This is a genomic window from Stenotrophomonas sp. 704A1 (assembly GCF_030549525.1).
Lineage (GTDB): Bacteria > Pseudomonadota > Gammaproteobacteria > Xanthomonadales > Xanthomonadaceae > Stenotrophomonas > Stenotrophomonas tuberculopleuritidis.
In genome coordinates this window covers 3,273,172-3,294,160 of sequence record NZ_CP130831.1, presented here as the reverse complement: position 1 = coordinate 3,294,160, position 20,989 = coordinate 3,273,172, and the positions used below count along the sequence as shown (strand labels likewise).

Annotated in this window: 21 protein-coding genes; 13 read left to right on the top strand and 8 right to left on the bottom strand. The window is 68.7% G+C overall.

Translation table 11 applies throughout. The features are described 5' to 3' along the window. Positions 1–6: 6 nt before the first annotated feature. The 5 genes from Q5Z10_RS15405 to Q5Z10_RS15385 form a co-directional block, all read right to left on the bottom strand. Positions 7–885, bottom strand: a complete 879-nt coding sequence (locus Q5Z10_RS15405) for a polyprenyl synthetase family protein (RefSeq protein ID WP_303636265.1) — start codon at positions 883–885, stop codon at positions 7–9. Then, complete coding sequence (locus tag Q5Z10_RS15400; protein ID WP_099843229.1) at positions 875–1,135, bottom strand: exodeoxyribonuclease VII small subunit; 261 nt, start codon at positions 1,133–1,135, stop codon at positions 875–877. Before Q5Z10_RS15400 ends, Q5Z10_RS15405 begins: the two co-directional genes overlap by 11 nt. 36 nt (positions 1,136–1,171) lie before the next feature. Then, entirely contained in the window at positions 1,172–2,458 is a 1,287-nt protein-coding gene (gene tilS, locus Q5Z10_RS15395; RefSeq protein ID WP_303636264.1) for a tRNA lysidine(34) synthetase TilS, read from the bottom strand. Positions 2,459–2,706: 248 nt separating this feature from the next. Further along, positions 2,707–3,252, bottom strand: coding sequence for a WG repeat-containing protein (locus Q5Z10_RS15390; protein ID WP_303636263.1), 546 nt, complete (start codon positions 3,250–3,252; stop codon positions 2,707–2,709). Then, a complete protein-coding gene (locus Q5Z10_RS15385; protein ID WP_303636262.1) occupies positions 3,249–4,955 on the bottom strand; it encodes an alkaline phosphatase in 1,707 nt (568 codons plus the stop codon). Before Q5Z10_RS15385 ends, Q5Z10_RS15390 begins: the two co-directional genes overlap by 4 nt. 154 nt (positions 4,956–5,109) lie before the next feature. Between Q5Z10_RS15385 and Q5Z10_RS15380 the strand changes: the two genes are divergently transcribed. The 7 genes from Q5Z10_RS15380 (at position 5,110) to Q5Z10_RS15350 (ending at position 12,205) form a co-directional block, all read left to right on the top strand. Then, positions 5,110–6,444: a dicarboxylate/amino acid:cation symporter gene (locus Q5Z10_RS15380; protein ID WP_303636261.1), complete on the top strand. Its 1,335-nt coding sequence runs from the start codon at positions 5,110–5,112 to the stop codon at positions 6,442–6,444. Between the two features lie 273 nt (positions 6,445–6,717). Continuing rightward, positions 6,718–7,212: a FapA family amyloid fibril periplasmic chaperone gene (locus Q5Z10_RS15375; RefSeq protein ID WP_345783998.1), complete on the top strand. Its 495-nt coding sequence runs from the start codon at positions 6,718–6,720 to the stop codon at positions 7,210–7,212. A 17-nt stretch (positions 7,213–7,229) separates the two neighbouring features. Beyond that, positions 7,230–7,832, top strand: a complete 603-nt coding sequence (locus Q5Z10_RS15370) for a FapB/FapC family functional amyloid domain-containing protein (RefSeq protein ID WP_303639203.1) — start codon at positions 7,230–7,232, stop codon at positions 7,830–7,832. A 43-nt stretch (positions 7,833–7,875) separates the two neighbouring features. Continuing rightward, positions 7,876–9,261, top strand: coding sequence for a FapB/FapC family functional amyloid domain-containing protein (locus Q5Z10_RS15365; RefSeq protein ID WP_303636259.1), 1,386 nt, complete (start codon positions 7,876–7,878; stop codon positions 9,259–9,261). Between the two features lie 138 nt (positions 9,262–9,399). Beyond that, entirely contained in the window at positions 9,400–10,104 is a 705-nt protein-coding gene (locus Q5Z10_RS15360) for a C39 family peptidase (RefSeq protein ID WP_303636258.1), read from the top strand. A 13-nt stretch (positions 10,105–10,117) separates the two neighbouring features. Then, the gene (locus tag Q5Z10_RS15355) at positions 10,118–10,870 is read left to right on the top strand and encodes a hypothetical protein (protein WP_303636257.1); all 753 of its coding nucleotides are present in this window, start codon (positions 10,118–10,120) and stop codon (positions 10,868–10,870) included. Positions 10,871–10,915: 45 nt separating this feature from the next. Beyond that, complete coding sequence (locus tag Q5Z10_RS15350; protein ID WP_303636256.1) at positions 10,916–12,205, top strand: transporter; 1,290 nt, start codon at positions 10,916–10,918, stop codon at positions 12,203–12,205. A 51-nt stretch (positions 12,206–12,256) separates the two neighbouring features. On the opposite strand, the gene Q5Z10_RS15345 is transcribed toward Q5Z10_RS15350, so the two are convergent. The 3 genes from Q5Z10_RS15345 to Q5Z10_RS15335 form a co-directional block, all read right to left on the bottom strand. Beyond that, complete coding sequence (locus Q5Z10_RS15345) at positions 12,257–13,609, bottom strand: sigma-54 interaction domain-containing protein (protein WP_303636255.1); 1,353 nt, start codon at positions 13,607–13,609, stop codon at positions 12,257–12,259. Positions 13,610–13,868: 259 nt separating this feature from the next. Continuing rightward, on the bottom strand, positions 13,869–14,618 hold the full coding sequence (locus Q5Z10_RS15340; RefSeq protein WP_442758921.1) for a C40 family peptidase: 750 nt from the start codon (positions 14,616–14,618) through the stop codon (positions 13,869–13,871). Between the two features lie 131 nt (positions 14,619–14,749). Continuing rightward, complete coding sequence (locus tag Q5Z10_RS15335; protein ID WP_303639201.1) at positions 14,750–15,289, bottom strand: C40 family peptidase; 540 nt, start codon at positions 15,287–15,289, stop codon at positions 14,750–14,752. A 111-nt stretch (positions 15,290–15,400) separates the two neighbouring features. Here Q5Z10_RS15335 and Q5Z10_RS15330 point away from each other — a divergent pair, with 111 nt between their 5' ends. From Q5Z10_RS15330 to Q5Z10_RS15305, 6 genes are all read left to right on the top strand, one after another. Further along, complete coding sequence (locus Q5Z10_RS15330; protein ID WP_303636254.1) at positions 15,401–15,883, top strand: FKBP-type peptidyl-prolyl cis-trans isomerase; 483 nt, start codon at positions 15,401–15,403, stop codon at positions 15,881–15,883. A 99-nt stretch (positions 15,884–15,982) separates the two neighbouring features. Continuing rightward, positions 15,983–17,227, top strand: a complete 1,245-nt coding sequence (locus Q5Z10_RS15325; protein ID WP_303636253.1) for a DUF418 domain-containing protein — start codon at positions 15,983–15,985, stop codon at positions 17,225–17,227. Between the two features lie 212 nt (positions 17,228–17,439). Continuing rightward, positions 17,440–18,798 carry a glutathione-disulfide reductase gene (gene gorA, locus Q5Z10_RS15320; protein WP_303636252.1) on the top strand — a complete coding sequence of 453 codons (1,359 nt, stop codon included), beginning with the start codon at positions 17,440–17,442 and terminating at the stop codon, positions 18,796–18,798. A 161-nt stretch (positions 18,799–18,959) separates the two neighbouring features. Then, positions 18,960–19,880: a DMT family transporter gene (locus tag Q5Z10_RS15315; RefSeq protein WP_303636251.1), complete on the top strand. Its 921-nt coding sequence runs from the start codon at positions 18,960–18,962 to the stop codon at positions 19,878–19,880. After that, on the top strand, positions 19,787–20,215 hold the full coding sequence (locus Q5Z10_RS15310; RefSeq protein ID WP_303636250.1) for an MGMT family protein: 429 nt from the start codon (positions 19,787–19,789) through the stop codon (positions 20,213–20,215). Before Q5Z10_RS15315 ends, Q5Z10_RS15310 begins: the two co-directional genes overlap by 94 nt. Before the next feature lie 93 nt (positions 20,216–20,308). Next, a complete protein-coding gene (locus Q5Z10_RS15305; protein ID WP_303636249.1) occupies positions 20,309–20,983 on the top strand; it encodes a rhomboid family intramembrane serine protease in 675 nt (224 codons plus the stop codon). Positions 20,984–20,989 lie beyond the last annotated feature (6 nt).

Genomic DNA, 20,989 nt, shown 5'->3' with positions numbered 1-20,989 from the left:
CCACGATCAATGATCGCGTTCCACCGCCAGGGTCGCCAGCGCGCGCAGCGCGTCGGCTTCTTCGCCGTAGCCGGCCAGTGCAGCCTGCATGCGTGCAGCAAGTTCGCGCAGCTGCGCCTTCGCGCCGTCCATGCCCAGCAGGGCGGGGAAGGTGCTCTTTTCCTGCGCCTGGTCCTTGCCCGCGGTCTTGCCCAACTGTTCGGAACTGGCTTCGACATCAAGGATGTCATCGCGCACCTGGAAGGCTAGGCCGAGCGCATCGGCAAAGGTATCCAGCTGCGCCAGCGCCGGTGCCTGCGCTTCACCGCACAGCGCGCCCATGCGCACCGCGGCGCGGATCAGCGCGCCGGTCTTCAGCCCGTGCATGCGGGTCAGCCCGTCCAGCGACTGCTGCTGGCCGGTGGCATCGATATCCAGCGCCTGGCCACCGCACATGCCGGCGGCACCGGACGCGTGGGCCAGGGTCTGCAGGCAGGCCACGCGCAGGCCGGCCGGCAATGGCGCGTCGGCCAGCAGGCCGAATGCGCGGGTCTGCAGGGCATCGCCGGCCAGGATCGCGGTGGCTTCGTCGAACGCGATGTGGGTGGTGGGCTTGCCACGGCGCAGGGCGTCATCGTCCATTGCCGGCAGATCATCGTGCACCAGCGAATAGGCGTGGATCAGTTCCACCGCCATCGCAGCGGCATCGAGCGCATCCAGCGGTGCACCGAACAGCTGGCCGCTGGCATACACCAGCAGCGGGCGCATGCGCTTGCCACCGCCCAGTACCGAATAGCGCATGGCCTGGTGCAGGCGTTGCGGTGCATCGGCCGGCGAGGGCAGGGCGGCGTCGAGCTGGCTTTCGATGCGGTCGCGCCAGCGCGCGAACACCGCCTCAGCCGTCATGGCCGGGCGGATCGAACGGTTCGGCGGTTTCCGGCTGGGCCGGATCGCTGAGCAGGCGCACGCGCAGCTCGGCCTGCTCCAGTGCCTGCTGGCACTGCCGGTACAGACCGACACCACGTTCGTAGGCGCTGAGCGAGGCTTCCAGGCTCAGCTCGCCGGTTTCCATCTGCTCCACCAGCTGCTCCAGCGATTCGAGCGACTGCTCGAACTGGGCGACCGGGGAGGCGTTTTCGGGGGACTTCTTGGCCATGCGACAAGTGTGGACGGCGCGCGCGCGGGGGTCAATTCACCAGCCGCCCGGACGCCACTGCAGCTGCGCGCCGCGTGCCTGCAGCCAGGCCTGGAGCGGGGCCGCGATGACCACATCGGCGGCCGCCAGTAACTGGTCGCCCTCGAACAGCAGCGGCAGCTGTGCGCGCCGCCATGGCGCCAGGTGCTCGCGCTGCAGGCAGTCCTTGAGTGCATGTGAATGCGTGCGCCCCGGCAGCAGGATGCGCTCGCCGCCCTGCCGCGCGCGCACGAGCAGCGGGCGGTCGAAGGCCGCGCCGCCGAGCAGGCGCAGCTGCCCGCCATCGGGCAGCGGCAGCGGCGCGCGGCCATCCCACGGCGCCTGCCAGTCCGCCGGCAGCGCGGGCAGCAGCGCCGGCAGCAGGTAGGCGTGGCCGCGCCACTGCTGAATGGCGTGATCCTGCCAGCGCACCTGCGCCTGGCGATCGCCGGGCGCGTCCAGCAGTTCCTGCTGCAACTGCTGCAGCACCGTGGCCGGCAGCGGTGCGGCACCGTGCGCGCGCACCCAGGCGCGCAGCACGCGCGCAGCGCGCGCGGGCGGGACCTGGCGCAGCAGTTCCAGCGACAGCACGCGGGGCGCCACTTCCAGGTGGGCGATCAGCTCTGCATCTTCCTCGTCCAGCAGCGCGCGGGTCCGCGCGCAATGCCCGGCGCTGCCGGCCAGCGCCGCGGCCGCATGTGGCCAGCGCTGCCGCAGCAGCGGCATGACGTGCAGGCGCAGGAAGTTGCGGTCGGCTTCGTCGCCTTGGTTGCTGGGGTCTTCTATCCAGCGCAGGGCATGGGTCTGCGCGTAGTCGCGCAGCGCGTCGCGGGGGGTGAGCAGGAGCGGCCGCCACAGGCGGTGGCCGTGCAGGGTGCTGTCGGCGGCCATCGCTGCCAGCCCATCGACGCCGGAGCTGCGCAGGGCACGCAGCAGGAAGGTCTCGGCCTGGTCGTCCTGGTGCTGGGCCAGTGCGAGTGTTTCGCCTTCGCGCAGTTCGGCAGCGAACGCCGCGCGCCGCGCCTGACGCGCCGCCGCTTCCAGGCCGAGGCCGGCCGCCGTGTCGACCTGCACGCGATGCACGGCCAGTTCGATGCCCATGGCATCGCATTGCTGCTGGCAGTGCCGTACCCAGGCATCGGCGCTGGCCTGCAGGCCGTGGTGCACGTGCACCGCGCGCAGCCGCGTGCCGCCGACCTGCGCGCAGCGCTGCAGCCAGTGCAGCAGCACACTCGAATCCAGCCCGCCGCTGTAGGCGACCAGCAGCGGGGATTGCAGCGCGACCACGGTGGGGAAGGTACTCACGGCGGGAAGTATAAGGGGGGGGGCCTGGCAGGGCTGCGCCCTGCACCCGCCGAAGCCGAAGCAACAGCAGGCGATCCGTGGGATGGCGGAATGGGTCTGGTTGAGGGGGCACCGTGAACCCGTCCTTGAAGTACCCCCTCAACCGGACCCACCCCGTCCCGCCCAGCAAGCAGAAAACCAGAGCCGCTATGGCTCTGGCTTCGGCTCTGGCTTCGGCAGGTGCAGGGCGCAGCCCTGCCGAAAAAAGCCTACTTCACCCGACGCCCCGAGCGGTCGATCCGGAACCACTCCCCGCCTTCCATCGGCGTATGCCCATCGCCATCAGGCGCGCCACGCCGGCACCCGTTGCAGACCTCGGCCACCCCATCCTGGAACGGCCACGCGAAATCGAACAGCGCCGGGATCACCTGGCGGAACCGCAGGTCGAAGTAACCCACGCGGTTGCCGACGCGGCCGCGCAGCAGGCCTTCCTGCGGCGTTTCCGGGCCATTGTCCCAGGTCAGCACCGGCAGACTGCGGCCGTTGCGGTCGACATAGTGGAAGCCCTGGTCGGCATACACCACGGCCAGGCCGTGGTCGTCGTAGTTCAGGTCCTGCAGCGTGTCCGCGCTGATCTGCGGCCGGTGATCGACCACCTCGCAGTGGGGCAGCGGCCACAACCCGTGTTCGTCGGTCAGCAGCCTGCACGCCGGGGCCTGCGCCAGCGCGCTGGAACTGGCCAGCACGCCGAGCAGCACCAGCGACCGCGCGAAGCGGCCGCCGGCGGTGGCAGGGTGTGCCGGCCGAGCCATCACCTGGCCTCGGCCTGGCGCTCGAAGGTGGCCGGTGCCGGCAGCTGCACCGGTACGCCCTTGTCATCGCAGGTACCAGCCTGGCACAGGCGTTCGCGCAGGGCCGGGGTGGCCTGCACGATCATGTGGTAGATCGCGTTCTGTTCCAGGGTGCCGCGGATCGCCTTGCTGCCCGGGCCGCGGGCCCAGATGCCGACGTCTTCGCCGCCGTGCGATTCGGACTTCATCGGCACCAGCGCTTCCTGCATGTAGTCGGGGTGCTCGGTATCGACGCCGTGCAGGTCCGGGCGGCCGTGGGCCGGTTCGAAGCTGCTGGGGTTGTGCGGGTAACGCTTCGGGCCGGCAGGCTGCTGGTTGCTGGTGCCGGTATGGCCGGGGCCGTTGGCGTAGCTCAGCGTGGTGTAGGGCTGGCCATTGCCGTCCAGCGCGTAATCCAGCTTGCCGGCGCCGTCTTCGCCGCCCTTGTCCTTGACCTTGCCCAGGATCGGGTTGCCGCGTGCCGGGTAGCCGACGAAGTTCAGGGTGTGCGAATGATCGGCGGTGACGATGATCAGGGTGTCATCGGCCGAGGTCAGTTCATTGGCCACGCGCACCGCGTCGGACAGCGCGACGGTTTCGGTCAGCGCGCGGTAGGCGTTGCCGCTGTGGTTGGCATGGTCGATACGCGCGCCCTCGATCATCAGCACGTAACCTTCCGGGTGCTTGGCCAGGTTCCTGATCGCCGCAGCGGTCAGTTCTGCCAGGCTCGGCTCACCGCCCGGATCCTGCGGGCGCTCGTACTCGTAGCGCATGTGGTCCGGTTCGAACAGGCCGAGGATGGCCGGTGCGTTGGCGGCCGCCTTCAACTGCGCGCTGTTCCACACATAGGCGCCCTGCGGGTGCGCCTGCTGCCATTCCTGCACCAGGCTGCGCCCGTCCAGGCGCTGGCCGACCTTGTCGTCGTACTCGGGATCGCGCTCTTCCACCGTGGTGAACTCACCGCGGCCGCCGCCAAGGGCGACCAGCGGGCCGCGGCCGTAGCGCGAGGTCGACAGCAGCTGCTGGGCGATGTCCTTGCAGCCGGCGGCCTTGGCCGCTTCGGTCAGGTCGGTGTCGTTTTCCCAGTTGCGCTCGGGCGAGTGCGCGTAGGTGGCCGCCGGGGTGGCATGGGTCAGGCGCGCGGTGGAGACCACGCCGGTGGCCAGGCCGGCGCTGTCGGCCAGCTGCAGCCAGGTCAACAGGCCCTTGGACAGGCTGTCGGCACAGTCGGTGCGGGTGCCGGCGCTGACGCCGATCGCGCCCATGTGGGTCTTCACGCCCGTGGTGATGGCGGTCATCGTGCCCGCCGAATCCGGCGTCTGCGAATCGGTGTTGTAGGTCTTGCTGAACGCGGTGGCCGGGAAGCGCTCCCAGGACAGCAGGTTCTCTTCGCCGGAGCTGCCCTTCTGCTGGCCCTCGTAGATGCGCGAGGCCGCCACGGTGGTCAGGCTCATGCCATCGCCGAGGAACAGGATGACGTTCTTGGCCTTGCCGGACATCGCGCCGTTGGCCGCGGCCTGGGCAGCGCCGCTGCGGTACCACCACTGCGGCGTTTCGCCGGCCGGGTGGGCGACCGGCTCAACGGCCACCTTCAGGCCGGCCGGGGCGGAAGCGGGGGCGGTGCTGGCGCAGGCACCGAGCAGCAGGGTCGTGGCGCAGGCGGCCAACAGGGAGATGGAACGGCGCATGGACGCAGGGATCTCACAAAGTGTAACGGGACGTTCATTATGCCCGGCGCCGCAAGGCACGCCGATGACACACTGATTTGCCAGCCGGGCGGTCGTTCCGCAGGCCGCCTTGGGCTATCGTTCCAGCATCCCTTCCTTCCCCTCTGGATTGCCTATGAAGCTGGTCTCTGCCTGGCTGCGGATTCCATTCTGGCAGCGCGTGGTCGGTGGCTTCGTGCTCGGCGCGCTGGCCGGCTGGGCGCTGGGCCCGGCCGCGGAAACGTGGTTCGGCCCGCTCGGTGAGCTGTATGTCACCCTGATCAAGATGATCGCGGTGCCGCTGGTGTTCTTCGCGGTCATCAACGCGATCTCCTCGCTGCACGGCCAGAAGTCGGTTGCCGCGCTCAGTGGCCGCACCTTCCTGTGGTTCGTGATCACCGCTGCGCTGGCGGTGTGCGTGGGCCTGGGGGTGGGCACCGTGCTGCAGCCCGGTGCCGGTGGCCTGCAGCTGTCGATGGCCAGCAACTACGTGCCGCGCGAAGTGCCCAGCGTGGTGCAGGTGCTGCTGGACGTGGTGCCGGCCAACGTGTTCTACGCGCTGTCGGGCATCGGCACCAAGGTCAACGCAGCAGGCGAGACCGTACTCGCCGCCGGACGCGGCTCGATCCTGCCGGTGATCTTCTTTGCCGGCCTGGTCGGCTTTGCCATCGTCAAGCTGGGCGAGAAGGTGACCGAGGCGCGCAAGCTGGTCGGGCAGATGAGCGACATCATGATCCAGGTGACCCGCTTCGTGCTGGAAGTCACCCCGATCGGCACGTTCGGCCTGATCGCCGGCCTGGTCGGCAGCTATGGTTTCGAGAAGCTGCTGCCGCTGGGTCACTTCGTGCTGGCGCTGTACGTGGCCTGCGCGCTGCACATCGTGGTGGTCTACAGCGCGCTGCTGCTGTCGCACGGGCTGAATCCGCTGAAGTTCTTCCGCGGCGCCGCGCCGGGCATGCAGGTGGCGTTCGTCAGCTCGTCCAGCTTCGCCGCGATGCCGGTGGCGCTGCGCTCGATCACCCACAACCTGGGCGTGAACAAGGACTACGGTTCGTTCGCGGTGCCGCTGGGGGCGAGCATCAAGATGGATGGCTGCGGTGCGATCTACCCGGCGCTGTGCGCGGTGTTCATCGCGCAGTACAGCGGTGTGCCATTGACCCCCGAGCAGTACGTGGTGGTGCTGATCGCATCGGTGCTGGGCAGTTTCGGTACGGCTGGCGTTCCCGGTACGGCGGTGATCATGGCGACGGTAGTGCTGAGTGCGGCCAACCTGCCGCTGGAAACCATCGGCTACCTGTATGCGATCGATCGCATCCTGGACATGATGCGCACCATGACCAATGTGACCGGGCAGATGCTTGTGCCGGTGCTGGTGGCCAAGGAAACCGGGCTGCTGGACCAGGCGGTGTATGACAACCCGTCCACCAATGTCGGCATGGACGATCCCGACCCGAGTCCGCCGCGCGCCTGAAGCGGCGCTGCAACAGGCTGTATCAGCCGCTGTAACAGGGTTGATACAGCCCCCGTGCGGCCTTGCGCCGTGATGTTTCCTGCGCGTTAAGGCAAACGCAATCCGCACACGGCTGTAACAGCGTGGCGCCAGCCGCCAGCCCCTTGCGCTGCGCAATGCCCCGCTGCGCCGACCTTCGCCGGTTGGCACGGAATCTGCTCTGTCCCTGCGCATACGCAACGGGAGAGCGGCATGGACAGCAGCAACCACTTCACGGTTTCCGCGCGGCAGCTGATGCTGCTGTTGGCGCTGGCCTGCCCACTGGCGGCCGCGGCCTCGGGTGCCCGCCAGGGCGTGAAATCGCAGCCGGGCGAAATGGTGCTGCTGCGGGACGTGGCGGCGCGCCCGGCGTACCGCATGGCACCGCCCGGCATGGCGCTCATCGCCGACCCCAAGCCGCAGCGCGAGATTGCCGCTGCCCTCGGCAGCAGCGGCGGCTCCAGTGGCATGGACGAACTCAGCGATGACGATTACGCCGGCCTGGGCGCCGGCCACGCCGGCAGCGTGAGCGCGCCGGGCGGTACCACCGTCGAGCGGGTCACCCAGCAGGCGCTGGGCGGCACCCTCGGCCGCTCCGGCGAAGGGATGATGAGCGGCAGCAGCCTCAGCGGTGCGATGAGCGGCCCGCTGGGTGCGGTCGGCAACACCACGCGTGGCATCGGCGATACCGTGCGCGGTGCGCTGTCGCAGTTCCCGCTGGGTGCGCCGGCACAGGCGGGTGGCAAGTGAAGCGCGCACTGCAGGCCATGCTGGGCCTGTTCGCGCTGGCATCGCCGCTGGCCGCCATCGCCGACGAGTACAGCGGCATGCTCGCGTATCTGGACGTGGCCCGCATCGACGGCCGTGCACTGGCCGGCGCCAGCGGTGCCATCGCGGTCAACCAGGCCGCCGGCGACCTCAACATCCAGGCCAACCTGCATGGCATGGCCAGCGGAGCGCAGGCCGCGGCAGCGATCGCAGCGCGCCAGCAACGCAGCGGCAACCGGGTGCTGTCGGCGCCGCTGGATGCCAGTGCGCAGATCGGCGGCCAGGCGTTGGCCGGCGCCAGTGGCATCGCATCGATCAACCAGACCAGCGGCATCGCCAACACGACGCTCAACGTCGTCAGCGCGACGCTGGCCCGGCAAGGCATACGCGAGTCCGATGACGCGGCGCTGGCCGCCTCGGACATCGCGTCAGCAGGGGGGCAGGGCGACACCGGTGACGGTGTTGCGGCGGGTATCCGCAGTGCCGGCGTCGCTTCGACGGCGCTGCGGGGCTTCGACGGTGTCCTGCAACTCAATCAGATCGCGGGAGCGCGCAATGACACGGCCAACGTGCTGACCATGGCCGTGCAGGGCAACCCGTGAGCAACAACCACCCGATGTATCACCTGATGAGAGAGAGGGCACCATGAAAGCGACCGTCAAACAGACCGTACTCGCCATGGCAATTGCCACTGCCTCGACCGCTGCGGCGGCCAATGGCTGGGACAACCAGAATGCCAGCGCGAACATCAACCACAACCATGTCGTGACCGAGACCCGCAACGACACCCACAACCATACCGACAACGAAGTCCGCAACTGGACCCGCACCAACACCACGGTGCGCAACAACACCGACACCTCCAACGTCAGCCGCACCCGCACGGTGAACGTCAACGAGCAGGTGCAGAAGAACAGCAACATCCAGGCCGACGAGCGCAAGGAAAAGAACAACCACGGCGTCGACGTGAACCTGGAGAAGGACCTGCGGCTGAGCTCGGACATCAACTTCTCGGGCGATCCGACCATCACCGGCAACATCGACCTGGACTCGGCCGCGATCGCGGTCATCGACAACCGCCAGTCGATCAGCAACAACCTCGGTTCCAACAGCCTGGTGACCAACTCCGCCTCCATCGCCGATGACGTCGGCGCCGGCGCGTCCGGCAACCTCGGCTTCAACGTGGTGGCCGGCGACAACAACGCGCAGGACAACGCAGCATCGCTGTCGGCCGCCGATGCGTCCTTCAGCTTCGGCATGGCTGACGCCGAAGTGTTCGTCAACCAGGCCGGCTTCAACAACACCACCATGAATACCGGCGTGACCAACGCGGCCGGCCTCGGTGGCAATGCCTTCGGCGGCGCGTCGGGCAACATCGGCGTGAACATCGCGTCGGGCAACAACAACGAGCAGAAGAACGCCCTTGCGGCCTCGGTGGCCACCAGCGCGATGGCGCAGTCGAGCATCAGCTCCAACCAGGTCTCCACCGGCAACACGGTGTCCAACGCCGGCTTCGTGCAGTCCTACACCGATACGGTGCAGGTCGGCATGCGCGGCGGCGTCAGCGGCCTGACCCTGGCCTACGGTGCCGGCACCTACCGCGGTTCCGGCAATGCCTACCAGATGGCGAACTACTACCTCGATACCTGGGATGGCGACCTGCCGCATCCGGATGGCAACAGCACCGGCCACATCGACCTGGACAACGAGATCCAGAACGCAACGATGAACCCGAATCGTCCGGGCGTGGGTGGGCTGGGCTTCGACACGCGTGAAAGCGGCACCAGCCAGTTCGTCGAACTGGGCGTGGCCGACCTGTATGCCAGCCTCAGCGGCACGGTCAGCACCACCCGCTGGGTGAACGTCAATGCGACCAACACCTCGGCATTGTCGGGCAGTGCCTTCTCCGGCGCCTCCGGCAACATCGGCGTGAACGTGGCCTCCGGCACCGGCAATCTGCAGGCCAACAGCCTGGCGCTGGCGGTGGCACAGCCGAGCACCGGCGGTGGCGGCACCGGCGGCGGCGAGTGATCCCCAGCGTGACCGCTTTCGCAGCAAGCCTGCGTTGAGCGCAACAAGCCCGGCCATCCGCCAATGGCCGGGTCCCCGGGAGCCCCTGTCCCTCCTCCCCCTTGGGCCAGGGGCTCCTTCCTTCTGCTGGAGAACATCATGGCCGGTCGTCGCTGCTACCTGCGTCTGTTGCCCTGCCTGCTGCTGCTGGCCAGCGTGCATGGCTGGGCGGGCGAAGTGGTGTTCAGTGGCGTGCTGCCCAACGGCGCACTGCTGCAGCAGAAGGTGGAGAGCATGCAGGAGCGGCGCTACCGCAACCTGGTGCGGCAACACACCGACTACAGCTGCGGCGCGGCCGCACTGGCCACCATCCTGCGTTACGCCTACCACCTGGACACGAACGAAGCGACGGTGATCGAGGGAATGATGGGGGTATCCGATCCACAACTGGTAAAGGAACGCGGCTTCTCGCTGCTGGACATCAAGCGCTATGTCGAATCGCTGGGCATGCGTGGACGTGGCTACCGCATCGACGAGACCCGCCTGCGCACGCTGCGGGTTCCCGGCCTGGTGCTGATGGATGTGCGTGGCTTCCGTCATTTCGTCGTGCTCAAGCAGGTGCGCGACGGCGTGGTGGAAGTGGCCGATCCGATCCTCGGCAACCGCAGCCTGTCGCTGTCCGAGTTCAGCGCTGCCTGGCCGTCACGCGCCGTTTTCGTCGTGATCGGCAGCGACTTCGACCGCAACACGGTGCTGCTGCAGCCCAGCGAACGGCCCAGTGCCCGGGCGCTGTATGCGCGGCAGGGACCGATCACCGATGCCGAACTGGTCGACTTCGGCTTCAGCCACGCCGACCTGTTCTGAAGGAGGCACGATCATGCAACGCCAACGTGTACTGCTGGCCCTGCTGCTGATGCTGTCGGTATCGCCGTTGCTGGCGGCCGAAGGGGCACCGGGGCGCGGCCTGAAGGAAATTCCCGATCCCGAACTGAACCTGATGCGTGGCCGCTACACCGTGGGGGGCAACAACGTGGCCTGGTTCGGCGTGACCATGGTGTCGCAGTGGCAGGGCGCCAATGGCGCAACCGTACAGGGCGCGCTCACCCTGGGCATGGACTTCCGCACCGGCGCAACCCCGAAGCTGACGTTCCAGCCCAGCGTCCAGGTCACCGCGGCCGATGCGCCGTTGCCGACCACCACCGGACGCAGCATCGACAGCACCGGCCTGGCCAATGCCAGCGGCCTGGTGCAGAGCGTGCAGGTGGCCGGCGATGGCAACACCGCGCGCAACGTGACCACGCTGACCGTGCGTGACGGCGTGGCGCCCGGCGCGGCGGCCGACGACGGCGTGCGCGTGGCACAGATGCAGCAGGGCGGGGCCAGTGCAACGGCCGTGCTCGATGGCAACCAGGCCCGGCTGATGCTGCAGGTCGATGGACAGGGCCTGGTCCAGCAGTGGATCCGCAATGGCAGCGTGGGGCAGGGCATTGCCCTGGCCGGCGATGGACAGACCGCCAGCAACCGGCTGCAGCTGGAACTGGTGCGCAACACCGTGGCGAGCAACCTGCCGTTGAGCCAGAACGTGGCGCAGGCGATCGGGTTGAACCGCGGCATGGGTCCGGGCCAGTAGCACGGCCCGGTCGGGGGGAATCGAGGCACAACGCAGGTCACCGACATGCATACATTCATCCGGCTTACCCCGCTGGCGCTGGCGGCGCTGGCGGCGACCGCCTTCGCCCAGCAGCCCGCGGCCACCGATGGCGCCGACATGCAGGCCCTGATCGCGCAACTGGAACAACTGAAAGCCAACTACGCGCAGGAGGTACGTCGCCTGCGCGAACTGGACATGCAGGTGCAGGCGATGCAGGCACGGCTGAGCGGTCGTGCGGGGTCCGGCACCGCGCCGGCTGCCGCGTTGGCGCCCGCCGCGGCGGCTGCGGTGCCACCCAGCAGCGAAGGCTACGCCAGCAGTGCCGCCGAGGCGCAGCAGGCCAAGCAGGAAGCGCGGCGCAGCGTCGACGACGTCAAGCAGCAGCAGGCCGCGCTGTTCTCGCGCCGCTTCACGCTGGAAAACAGCCTCACCTACGCCCGCTACGACCGCAAGCAGCTGACCCTCAACGGCTTTCTGGCACTGGATGCGATCTTCCTCGGCAACATCGCGGTGGAGAATGTCGAATCCGATTCGCTGACCTACAACCTCGCCGCCCGCTGGGGGGTCAGCCCCAACCTGACCTTGAACATGGACGTGCCCTATCTGGCGCGTCGCACGGTCTACCAGAAGGGGGGCGCCGGCGGCGCCGCTGCGGCCATCGCGCAGGAGGAGACCAACGGCAGCGGTATCGGCGATGTCAGCATGAGTGCCAACTACCGGCTGTTCGGCGAGCGCGGCTGGCGCCCGGAGACGGTACTGACCGGTGGCTTCACCGCACCGACCGGGCGTGCCCCGTATGGCCTGGACTGGAAGGTGATCGAACGCGACGACGATGACTACATCCGCTTCGCGGTGCCGCGCGAGCAGCCGACCGGCAACGGCGTGTGGCAGGCCAACCTCGGCGTGTCGATGGTGAAGACCGCCGATCCGGCGATCCTGTTCGCCAATGCCGGCTATGTGCATTCGTTCCCGCGCGGCTTCAGTGATATCGACAGCAACCCCGATACGGTCAACCCCGGCGACGTCAAGCTGGGCGGGTCGGTGTACTTCGGGGCCGGTGTCGCCTTCGCGTTCAACGAACGTACCAGCCTGAGCATTTCCTTCAGCGACAAGATCAGTACCCGCGCCTCGACCCGCTTCAAGGGCGGGCAATGGGTGAAGGTGATCGGCAGTGATGCCAATGCCGCGTCGCTGAACCTGGGGGTGACCTATGCATTGAACCAGCACACCACGCTGGTCACGCTGCTGGGCATCGGCCTGACGCCGGACGCGCCGGACTTCACCCTGGCCTTCAAGGTGCCCTACATGCTGTAGCGGCCAACGGGCCATGCAGACACCGCCGCCGGGCACCGCCCGGCGTCACCGCTAGCGTTCGGGCGGCAGCTGCAGCTGGTGCTTGCGGCACAGCCGGTAGACCGTCACCCGCGACACCTGCATGTGCCGTGCGCACGCCGACACGTTGTAGCCGTGTTGCCGCAGGGCCTGCAGCAGCACATCGCGTTCGACCTGTCCCCGCGCATCCTGCAGCGGGGCGCGCCGTGCCGGCGCATCGGCACCGGCCAGGTCGAGGTCGGCGGCACCGATCAGTTCGCCTTCTGCCACGATCGCGGCACGCTGCACCCGGTTCAACAGTTCGCGCACGTTGCCGGGCCAGTCGAAGCCGCGCATCGCCTGGCGTGCGCCGGGGTCGAAACCGCGTGCGCGGCCGGGGTGACGCTGGCGGAAGCTGCGCAGGAAATGCTCGGCCAGCAGCAGCACGTCGTTGCCGCGGTCACGCAGCGGCGGCATCGGCAGGCGCAGCACGTTGAGGCGATAGTAGAGATCGCGGCGGAAGCGGCCCTGGGCCACCGCCTGTTCCAGTTCGACATGGGTCGCGGCCAGCACACGCACATCGACCCGCAGCGGCTGGTTGCTGCCCACCCGCTCCAGGGTGCCTTCCTGCAGCACCCGCAGCAGGCTGGTCTGTGCATCGGCAGGCAGGTCGCCGACTTCATCGAGAAACACGGTGCCGCCATGGGCACTTTCGAACAGCCCGATGCGGCGCTGCGCGGCACCGGTGAAGGCGCCGCGCTCGTGGCCGAACAGTTCGGACTGGACCAGGTTGGCGGGAATCGCACCGCAGTTCACCGCCAGGAACGGGCGCGCCGCACGGCCGGAAAGCGCGTGCAGCGCCTGTGCCGCCAGTTCCTTGCCGGTGCCGGTTTCGCCGGTCACCAGCACCGGCAGTTCGACCGGCGCGAACTTGTGCAGGGCCGCGCGCACCGCCAGCAGCGCGGTGCTGTCGCCAATCAGCGCGGGGAGCCCGGCGCCAGCGCAGACCGACGCGCGCGGCGGGCCGTCGTCGTCGGATCGCCGCTGCATCGCGCCCAGCAGGTCCTGCAGATCCAGTGGCAGCGAGAACTGCTCCAGGCAGGCGCGCAGGATGGCGCCCCACGCCGGTGGCGGACTCCCCAGCCCGGGCGGCAGTACCGCCAGCCAGGGCAGGTGGTGATGTCGTTCGATCCAGGGCAGCAGCAGCTGCAGGGCGTCGGCATCGAGGTGGCGCAGGTCCACCACGGCCACCAGGTGATCGCGGCCGCGCAGACCCACCGCCATGCCGGGAGTGGGGCTGACGCTGCGCAGCTGCCAGCCGGCGGCGGCCAGCGCGGTGCGTTCGGCCGCCTGCGGCTGTCCGAACCAGATCACGCAGCGTGATGGAATCTCCAGGCTTGCCGCCATGCCTTCCCCCAGCATCCGGGCACCACGGGCGGCCTGGTCGGGCGAACCGGCGCGCCGCCCCGCGCCGGATTGCCGTGGCCGCACGGGGCAGCCGGTCGCGACCCTTGGGACCGTGACATGAAGGACCAACGCAGCCGGCGACGATCAGCGGCCACCATCGGGGCAGTTGCGACAAGGACGTCAGGCCCGTCGGCGTCCCGCCCAACAAAAAAGCCGCTGCGGAGCAGCGGCTTGTCAGGCAATGCGCAGGAGACCCCGGTCAGAGGTCGACGCGGCGGGCCTGCATGAACTTGTTGCCCCAGTAGCCGCTGAGCAGGGTGTCGACGCGGACATCCTTGCCGGTGCTCGGGGCGTGCAGGAAGCGGCCATCGCCCACATAGATGCCGACATGGTCGACCCGGCCCTTGCGGCCGAAGAACACCAGGTCGCCTGCGGCCAGCGCGGCGCGGTCATTGATCAGTTCGGCGTTGGCGTCGTGGGCCATCTCGCGCGAGACGCGCGGCAGCTCGATGCCCAGCGCGGAACGGAACACGTAGCCGACCAGGCCGCTGCAGTCGAAGCCACTGTCGGGATTGCTGCCGCCCCAGCGGTACGGGGTGCCAAGCAGGGTCATGGCCCGGCGCAGCAGCGACTGCACCTTGCCGTTGTCGGCGGCGGTGCCGACAACGCTGCCATTGGCGGCGCTGCTGGTGTCGTAGTTGGCCAACAGGCGGCTGAGATCGCCGGCCACCATGGCCGAGCGGTCCATCAGCGGAATGGTGTCGTTGGCGGCCAGATGCGGCAGCAGGGCCGCCAGCGTGGCACTGGCAGCGGCATCGGCGCGGCTGCGCTGCGGGGCCGCAGTGTCGGCCCTGGCGGCCGGGGCCACCTCGGCATCGGTGCGGGCGGGAGCGGATTGCGACCAGGCGGGGAGGCTGGTCAGACACAGCGCCAGGCCCAGGAGAAGCGGGCGGACACTACGCGAAGAAGCGGCGGTCTGGCCTTGGCACGTCGGGTCGTCGGTCGTCACGCGTCGGTCACAGGAAAAAAACGATGGGGCATCATGCCCTGTAAAAGCAGGGATAAGTTAAAAATTCCGTTAGTAATTCGTTAGTTTGGCAGTGATGACTGTCACAGTTTTGAACATATCGCCTGTTCAGCTTAGCGAAGAACACGTTTCGCGCCCGTGTAGTGATCTTTCCAGTAGGGACCGCTGAGCGAATCCAGGCGGACCGTGCCACCGGTGCTTGGGGCATGCACGAAGCGTCCTTCGCCGACGTAGATGCCGACGTGGCTGACGCTGCCGCGGCTGCCGAAGAACACCAGATCGCCGGTCGCCAGACGCTTCGGGTCGATCTTCGGCCCCTGTACCGCGGCCAGGTCGCGCGAGGTGCGCGGCAGCTTCAGGTCCAGCATTTCCCGATACACATAGGCCACCAGGCCGCTGCAGTCGAAGCCGGACTCGGGGGTGTTGCCGCCATAGCGATAGGGTGTGCCGACCAGGCTGATGGCGCGCATGAGCACCGAATTGGCCGCTTCGGGGTTGTCCGGCACGGTGCTGGGCCAGCTGGCAGTGGGCGGCGGAGCCGACGGGCGCACGGCCTTGCCGCCACCGCAGGCGGTGATCAGCAGGGGCAGGGCCAGCAGCAGGGCGGGCGCGAGGAGCCGGCGCGGGCCGGACGAAACTGGCGTGATGAGCATGATCTCCGGATAATGCGCCACCTTGGATAGGCCGTCATGATGGCGGCGTCCCCGCCGGGCGACAACCCGCCCCAACCCGCCTGCCTCCGGCAGATCCAGACAGAGTTGCGCATGAAGATCGAAAAAGACCGCGTTGTCCGCTTCCACTACACCGTCTCCGAGGCCGGCCAGGCGCCGATCGAATCGTCCAAGGACCGCGGCGAGCCGCTGGCGATCCTGATCGGCCACGGCAACATCATTCCGGGCCTGGAAAACGCCATGATGGACAAGGAAGCCGGCGCGACCTTCAGCGTCGACGTCACCGCGGCCGATGCCTACGGCGAGCGCCGTGACGGTCTGTCCCAGCGCGTGCCAAAGAAGCATTTCGGCACCGCCAAGCTGGTCCCGGGACAGCAGGTCGTGCTGCAGACCAACTTCGGCCCGCGTGCGGTCACCGTGCAGAAGGTCGGCATGAGCGTGGTCGATGTCGACCTGAATCATCCGATGGCCGGCAAGGACCTGCACTTCGATGTCGAGATCGTCGAGGTGCGCGAAGCCGTCAAGGAAGAGATCGAGCACGGCCACGTCCACGGCGACGGTGGTCACCACCACTGATCGCACCGCGATCGTGATGGCTGCGACGGCCCGCTTCGGCGGGTCGTTGCGTTTCTGCAGCAGGGCGCGACCATCCACGTCCTGCCGGGCGGCGGCATAATGGCGGACCTGCCCGCCGGATACGCCGTGAACGCCACGCCCCTTTCCCTGCAGCCGGTGGCCTCCGGCGAACGCATCGCGGTGCTTGATGTGCTGCGCGGGGTCGCCCTGTTCGGCATCCTGCTGATGAACATCGAGGCGCTCAGCGGTCCGCTGGACCTGGCCTTCACCGGCATCGACGCGCGCTGGCATGGCATCGACTACTGGGCCGATGCGTTCGTCTACGTATTCGTGCAGGGCAAGTTCTTCACCCTGTTCTCGCTGCTGTTCGGTGCCGGCTTTGCGTTCATGGCGCAGCGCGCCGAGGCCGCCGGCCGTGCGTTCACGCCGTTCTACCTGCGGCGCAGTGCAGGACTGCTGCTGATCGGCCTGTGCCATGCGCTGCTGGTCTGGTCCGGCGACATCCTGGTGCTGTATGCATTGGCGTCGGTACCGTTGCTGGCCTGCCGCGAAGCGCCACGCAGCTGGCTGCCGTGGATGGGGCTGCTGGTGTACGGGCTGGGTATCGCGCTGATGCTGCTGGTGGGGGCGATGGTGTCGATGGCCGCGCCGCAGGACCTGCAGAAGATGCTGGCCGGCGCACAGCAGGGCATCGAGCAGCAGCGCCTGGTGTACAGCCAGGGCGACTGGACGCAGGCCACCGTGCAGCGCCTGCGCGAATTCGGCGCGGCCCTGGGCGGCATGTTCATTTCCGGCCCGGAAGTGCTGGGCATGTTCCTGCTGGGCAGCGGCTTCGCCGCCAGCGGTGCATTGACCACACCGGAGCGTTTCCCACGGCTGTATGCCGGGCTGCGCTGGATCGCGCTGCCGGTCGGGCTTCTGGTCACGCTGGCCGGTGTGCTGTGGAAGCCCTACCTGGCCCCCGGTGTGTATGACCTGGCCACCACCTCGGCGATGGCGCTGGTGGCGGTGGGGGCGCTGCCGATGTGCCTGGGCTACCTGGCCTGGATCGTGCACTGGCGCGCACGCCTGGCATGGCTGGCGCCGGTCGGGCGGATGGCGCTGACCCATTACCTGGCGCAGTCGCTGGTCTGTACGCTGCTGTTCTACCACTACGGGCTGGGCGGGTTCGATGTGATGCCGCGCGCCGCGCAGCTGGTGTTCGCCGTGCTGTTGTTCGCCGTGCAGGTGGGGGTCAGCCATCTGTGGCTGCGCCGCTTCCGTTTCGGCCCGATGGAATGGCTGTGGCGGGCGATGACCTACCGGCAGTGGCCAACGCTGCGTCGCGACCCCGGGCAGGCCTGATCGATGCCTGCCAGGCGCGCCGTCGACCGTGAACGCCACCGACTCGGCGCGGTCGCGATGCGCTGCCGGCAGCGGCAGTTCACGTCTGGCCTGCACGGCACCGTGCCATGCTCGGCATCGGCATGGAGCGATTCCGCCGCTGGCCGGTCTTGTGGTCCGGCGCCCGCATGCCCGTGATCGACCCTGTTTCCTTTTCGACCCGAGCGATTCCGATGACTCCTGCGACCCATGACTACGACCTGATCGTCCTCGGCGGCGGCTCCGCCGGCCTGGCGGGCGCCATCCGCGCCGCGCAGTACGGCAAGCGCGTGGCGCTGCTCGAACCCGGCGAACTGGGGGGCACCTGTGTCAACGTGGGCTGCGTGCCGAAGAAGGCGATGTGGCTGGCAGCCGACCTGCATGAGCGCATCGGCCTGGCCAGCGCGATGGGGTTCGATGTGCCCGCGCGCCCGGCGCTGTCGTGGAAGGAACTGGTGATCCACCGCCAGGCGTACATCAGCAACATCCACAGCAGTTACAACAAGCGCCTGGATGAAACCGGCGTGGTCCGCATTCCGGCGCGTGGCCATCTGCTGGACGCGCACACCGTGGCCTGCAGCGATGGCGTGCACTACAGCGCCGGGCACATCCTGATCGCCACCGGTGCGCATCCGTTGCGGCCGGATATCCCCGGTGCGGAGCTGGGACTGGTCTCCGACGATTTCTTCGACCTGCGCGCCGCGCCGGCCGACGTCGCCATCATCGGCGGCGGCTACATCGCGGTGGAGCTGGCCGGCCTGCTGCAGGCGCTGGGCAGCAGGGTGAGCCTGCTGGTGCGCGGCCAGCGGCTGCTGGAGCGCTTCGACTACGAACTCACGGACCGGCTGGCGGAGAATCTCAGGCAACAGGGCGTGCGGATCCATTTCGACTACCGGCTGCGCGAACTGCAGCGCGACGGCGAGCGCGTGCGTGCGTTCGGCCATGACGGCCCGGCCGACAGCGTGTTCGATGCGGTGTTCTTCGCTACCGGACGCCGCGGCAACAGCCGTGACCTGGGCCTGGAAGCGCTGGGTATCGGCATCGGCGAGCACCAGCAGGTGCAGGTGGACGAATGGCAGACCACCAGCGTGCCGAGCGTGCATGCGGTGGGTGACATTGCCGGCAAGGTCGGCCTGACCCCGGTGGCGGTGGCCGCATCGCGGCGGCTGATGGACCGCCTGTTCGGTGGCCGCCCGCAGTCGAAGATGGATTATGAGAACGTGGCCAGCGTGGTGTTCTCGCACCCGCCGCTGGGGGCGGTGGGCCTGAGCGAAGAAGAGGCGCGTGCACGCTTCGACCAGGTGAGCGTCTACCACAGCCGGTTCCGTCCGATGCTGCAGGCGCTGGCCAACGGCAGCCAGCGCAGCCTGTTCAAGATGGTCTGCGCCGGTCCCGAAGAGCGCGTGGTCGGCATCCATCTGCTGGGTGAAGCGGCCGATGAGATCCTGCAGGGCTTCGCGGTGGCGGTGAAAATGGGTGCGACCAAGGCCCAGTTCGACGATACCGTTGCCATCCACCCGACCTCGGCCGAAGAAGTGGTGCTGATGCGCTGACCTGCGGTTGTAGGGTCGAGCCATGCTCGACTGCCGTGCGAAAGCAGTCGAGCATGGCTCGACGCTACAGAAGGCGGAAGTCGGGCACCGTGCGTGCCCATGCGACAATGGGCGCCCCCCATGCGTTTCCGGGCCGCCCGGTGCGGCCTGCCGTCGTCCTGATGTCCAGCCCTGTCCCCCGTATCGCCACCGCCTCCCCGCGCATTGCGCTGGGGGGTATCGGCCTGGCCGCGATCGGCGCCGTCGCCGCGTCGGGCAAGGCGATCATCGTCAAGCTCGGCCTGCGCCACGGCGTCGATGCCACCACGCTGCTCGCGCTGCGCATGCTGATGGCGCTGCCGCTGTTCGTCCTGATGGCGCTGTGGGCCGCACGCCGTGCCGGACCGCTGAGCTGGGCGGACCGGGCCCGCGTGGTGTGGCTGGGGTTCACCGGCTACTACCTGTCCAGCCTGCTCGACTTCCAGGGCCTGCAGTACATCAGCGTGACCCTGGAACGGTTGATCCTGTACCTGAACCCGACCCTGGTGCTGCTGATCAATGTACTGCTGGCGCGCCAGCGCCCGGGACGCTGGCAGATCGCCGCGCTGCTGCTGAGCTATCTGGGCGTGCTGCTGGCCTTCGGCCACGATCTGCAGCGCGAGGGCGGGCAGATCATCCTGGGCAGCCTGCTGGTGCTGGGCAGTGCGCTCAGCTACGCGCTGTACCTGTTCGGCAGCGGCCAGGTGGTCGCGCGCATCGGTGCGGTGCGGCTGACCGCCTACGCCAGCTGCGTGGCCGGCGTGCTGGTGCTGCTGCACTTCGCCGTGACCCATCCGCTGCCGCTGTTGTGGCAGGCGCCGGCTGCGGTGCAGTGGCTGTCGCTGGCCAACGCCACGGTGTGCACGGTGCTGCCGGTGCTGGCGATCATGCTGGCAGTGCAGCGCGTGGGTTCGTCGCTGGCCGCGCAGGTCGGTATGCTGGGGCCTGTTTCCACCATCGTGATGAGCCTATGGCTGCTCGACGAACCGATGGGGCCGGCGCAGATCGCCGGCACCGTGCTGGTCCTGCTCGGCGTGCTGCTGGTGACGCGCCTGCGGCGCTGACGCCGGAGCAGGCGCGTGCACGCATCCTGGCGGTGATCCACGCGATTCCAGCCGGGCAGGTGATGGGCTATGGCCAGGTGGCGATGCGCGCCGGCCTGCCGGGGCGTGCACGGCTGACGGCGCGCATTCTCGGCCAGAACGACGACCCCGCCTTGCCCTGGCACCGCGTGCTGCGCTCGGACGGGCGCATCGCCATGGCGGAAGGCTCAGCCGGCTGGCGTGAGCAGTCGCAGCGGCTGCGTGCCGAAGGCGTGGTGGTGGAGAACGGCCGGGTACGCATGCCGGCGGCGGACCCGCAGGCGGCGCTGGATGCCGCGGTGTGGGGACCGGGCTGAGCACCGCCGGCGACTGAACGCGCTGCGGCGGCCGGTCGCCAACAAGACATGGTGCTGCGGCTATGATGGAGGCCGATCCATGCCGGTGTCCCCATGTTCCCGCGACTGCCAACCGTCACCAAGGCCCTGCTGATCGCCAACGCGATCCTGTTCCTGCTGCAGCAGCCGTTCCTGCTGGGCATGCAGACCTTCGAGCCGTTCATGCTGCAACCGCTGCAGCAGGGCTTCGATGCGTTCTCGCCCGGCGGCAACTTCCAGCCGTGGCAGCTGCTGACCTATGGCTTCCTGCATGGCAGCTTCGGCCACCTGTTCTTCAACATGCTGGCGGTCTTCATGTTCGGCGCGCCGCTGGAGCAGACCTGGGGCGAGAAGCGCTTCCTGCTGTACTACCTGGTGTGCGTGGCCGGTGCCGGTGTCTGCCAGCTGCTGGTGGGCACGCTGCTGGAGAATCCGGCCACGGTGCTGGGCGCCTCCGGTGGTGTGTTCGGCCTGCTGCTGGCCTACGGCATGCTGTTCCCGAACCAGCGGGTGATGCTGCTGTTCCCGCCGATTCCGATGAAGGCGCGGACCTTCGTGATCCTGTTCGGCGTGGGCGAGCTGGTGCTGGGCATGACCGGCTGGCAGCCGGGCGTGGCCCACTTCGCCCATCTGGGCGGCATGCTGTTCGGCTGGTTGCTGATCCGCTACTGGCGTGGGCAGCCTCCGTTCAACAAGCGTCGCCCGCCCGGCCCGCCGAAGCGCCCGAACCCTCTGCGCAGCGTCAAATGATCCGAG